The organism is Aquabacterium sp. (genome assembly GCF_041915145.1).
Taxonomy (GTDB): domain Bacteria; phylum Pseudomonadota; class Gammaproteobacteria; order Burkholderiales; family Burkholderiaceae_C; genus Aquabacterium.
Window position 1 is genome coordinate 1 of the sequence record NZ_JAYSBZ010000162.1, and the last position, 2,430, is coordinate 2,430.

The 2,430-nt window shown below is 68.3% G+C and carries 2 protein-coding genes and 1 pseudogene; all 3 read right to left on the minus strand.

The window, feature by feature from the left end; all coding sequences use genetic code 11:
• A pseudogene (locus tag ACE3SS_RS15525) lies at positions 1-466 on the minus strand (acetate kinase); the annotation flags it as partial.
• Between the two features lie 48 nt (positions 467-514).
• Positions 515-1,951, minus strand: coding sequence for a bifunctional enoyl-CoA hydratase/phosphate acetyltransferase (locus tag ACE3SS_RS15530; RefSeq protein ID WP_374595497.1), 1,437 nt, complete (start codon positions 1,949-1,951; stop codon positions 515-517).
• 70 nt (positions 1,952-2,021) lie between these two features.
• Positions 2,022-2,430, minus strand: a 409-nt coding sequence (locus ACE3SS_RS15535) for a hypothetical protein (RefSeq protein WP_374595499.1), incomplete at its 5' end; no start/stop codon positions are given.

Below are 2,430 nucleotides of genomic sequence, written 5' to 3' on the forward strand. Positions count from 1 at the left end.
GGTTGGTGGTGTGGAAGGCGGTGTCGAAACACCCCACCTGCGGCAAGTCGGGCGCCTGTTGCAGCAAGGCGCGCGCCGGCGCCAGGTTGTGCGGTTGGTGCAAGGGAGCCAGCGGCACGAACGCCGCCAGCTCCGTCAAGATGGACTCGTTCAGGCGCACCGGTTCGGCAAAGTGGGTGCCGCCATGGACGATGCGGTGGCCGAACGCGATCAGCTCGTGCCCGGACAAATACGTGGGCAAGGTTTCGAGCAGATAGGCCACGGCGGCATCGTGCCCGCGGTGCGCGTCGTCGTCCCACAGATGCTCTTGCAGCGTCGCGCCGTCTGGCCCGTGCACAACGAAATGCGGACGCGTGTGGAGGTTTTCGATTTGACCGCGCACCAGCAACGCGAAGTTGCGTGCCTTGAACACAGAAAACTTGATGCTGGACGAACCGGCGTTGATAACGGCCAGGGCTTTGGACATGGTCGCGCGTCGTGATGAAGAGTTGATCGGGTGAGCGGCTCGTCGGCCTCAGTTCTTGGCGCCTGCCTGGTTGGCCTCGGCCAGCAGCTTGAGCACCGCCGTGGACGCCAGCCGCGTGCGCACCGAATCGGCCCGACTCGTGAGCACGATGGGCACGCGCGTGCCGAGCACGATGCCGGCGCTGTCGGCACCAGCCAGGTATTGCAGCTGCTTGGCCACCATGTTGCCGGCTTCGAGATCGGGCACGAGCAGGATGTCCGCCTGCCCCGCCACGGGCGAGACGATGTGCTTGGTGCGCGCGGCCTCTGGGCTCACGGCGTTGTCGAAGGCCAGCGGGCCGTCGATGAGCCCGCCGGTGATCTGCCCGCGCTCGGCCATCTTGCAGAGCATGGCCGCGTCGATGGTGGCCGGCATGTCGGGGTTGACCGTCTCGACCGCCGCCAGCACCGCCACGCGTGGCTGCTCGACGCCCAGCACGATGGCCAGGTTGATGGCGTTCTGGGCAATGTCCACCTTGTCTTGAATGGTGGGGGCGATGTTGATGGCCGCGTCGGTGACGAGCAGCATGCGCGGGTAGACCGGCACGTCCATCACGAAGACGTGGCTGATGCGACGCGCCGTGCGCAGCCCGGTGGACGACGGCACCACGGCGGCCATCAGTTCGTCGGTGTGCAGGCTGCCCTTCATGAGCGATTGCACCTCGCCGCGGCGCGCCAGGGCAACGGCCTGCACGGCGGCATCGTGGCTGTGCTCGGTGTTGACGAAGCGATAGGGTTCGATGTCAACCCCCTCGGCCTCGGCCACCGCGCGGATCTTGGCCTCGGGCCCCACCAGCACGGGCTCGATCAGACCGCGCCGGGCCGCCTCGATGGCGCCGAGCAGCGAGTCGCGGTCGCAAGGGTGCACCACGGCGCAGGGCACGGCCGGCGTGTGCGCGCAGCGCTCGAACAGGCGCGCAAACACATCGTGACGCCGCAGCGGCACGGTGGGCGTGGCCGTGAGATCGGCCGTCTGGCGCTCGGTGGGCGCGGCCACGGTGATGGTGCCGCTCACCAGGGTCTCGTCGCCTCGTCGCACCGTACAACCGAACACCACGTCGCGCGGCGCGCGCTTGTCTTGCACGACCACGGTGGCTTCGAGCTCGTCCCCCACTCCGACGACACCCTGGTACGCCAAGGCGTGACCCACGATGGTGGTGCCCGGGCCGGGCAAGCGGCGCTTGAGCACCCCGTGCAGCAAGGCCTCGGCGCTCACGCTTTCGCACCGCAGGCCGGCGTTGGGCGAGCCGTCGAGCCGATCGCCGTTGAATGCATTGACGTCGCCCGAAACGAGCGACAGCAGCTCGACTTCATCACGCGTCACGATGTGCCGAACCACCTCGGTGGCGCCGATGGCGATTTCGTCGAACGTCTGGTTGGTGAACGATTCCAAGGCGGCTCCCGTTGCTGGATCGGAGAGACACGACACGCGCCGTGCGCTCTCCATGACCAGCGTCGAGTATGGCGCCGCCTCATGACAGTTGCCGGGCTCGGGTCGCCGAGCCCTTTGAGGGCCGTCAACGATCGTTGCGCAAGCCGGCCAGCAGCATCAACGACCCCGCCCCCAAGGCGGCGGTGGCCCAGCTGAATGCAAGCGGGCCCGCCCAGGCATAGACCGCGCCCGATACCGCCGTGGACACCATCAGCGCCACCAGAATCAGCAATACCAGCCACGACAGCCGGGTGCCATCGGGGTCGCGCTCGCTGACCCAACCGAAGATGTAGGGCGTGCCGATGTAGAACGCGGTGCTCATCACGGTCTGCGCGGCGGCGAAGTGCAGCCCGCCCGGCACATTGCAGAACCAGAGCAACGCCCCGCCCCAAAGCAGCGCCACGGCGGCCAGCACCAGCCGCTCGGGCAGGCGCCCGGCCAGGAAGCCCGGCACCGCCGCCCCCACGAAGCCCAGCACCGACACCGACAGATAC